Here is an 804-nt window from a genome sequence, read left to right as displayed (position 1 = left end):
ATGCACCCGTAGCTTCGGTACCTGATTTAGCCCCGTTACATCTTCCGCGCAGGCCGACTCGACCAGTGAGCTATTACGCTTTCTTTAAAGGATGGCTGCTTCTAAGCCAACCTCCTGGCTGTCTGAGCCTTCCCACATCGTTTCCCACTCAATCAGGATTTGGGGACCTTAGCTGACGGTCCGGGTTGTTTCCCTTTTCACGACGGACGTTAGCACCCGCCGTGTGTCTCCCACGCTGCACTCACCGGTATTCGGAGTTTGCCTCGGGTTGGTAAGTCGGGATGACCCCCTAGCCGAAACAGTGCTCTACCCCCGGTGGTGATACGTGAGGCGCTACCTAAATAGCTTTCGAGGAGAACCAGCTATCTCCGGGCTTGATTAGCCTTTCACTCCGATCCACAAGTCATCCAAATCTTTTTCAACAGATCCTGGTTCGGGCCTCCAGTTGATGTTACTCAACCTTCACCCTGCTCATGGATAGATCGCCCGGTTTCGGGTCTGTATCCAGCGACTGGTCGCCCAGTTAAGACTCGATTTCTCTACGCCTCCCCTAACGGTTAAGCTCGCCACTGAATACAAGTCGCTGACCCATTATACAAAAGGTACGCGGTCACCCAACAAGTGGGCTCCCACTGCTTGTACGCACACGGTTTCAGGATCTATTTCACTCCCCTCGCCGGGGTTCTTTTCGCCTTTCCCTCACGGTACTGGTTCACTATCGGTCAGCCAGGAGTATTTAGCCTTGGAGGATGGTCCCCCCGTCTTCAATCAGGGTTTCTCGTGCCCCGACCTACTCGATTTCAC

1 rRNA gene is annotated in these 804 nt (G+C 54.1%); it reads right to left on the bottom strand.

The features are described 5' to 3' along the window. Window positions 1-804 (bottom strand): 23S ribosomal RNA (locus ACGK9R_RS17175); the annotation flags it as partial.

It is taken from the genome of Halomonas sp. HNIBRBA4712 (assembly GCF_043558675.1).
In the GTDB taxonomy this organism is placed as follows: Bacteria; Pseudomonadota; Gammaproteobacteria; order Pseudomonadales; family Halomonadaceae; genus Vreelandella.
Note: the sequence above shows the minus strand (reverse complement) of the source record. Positions and strands in the feature narration are given on the sequence as shown.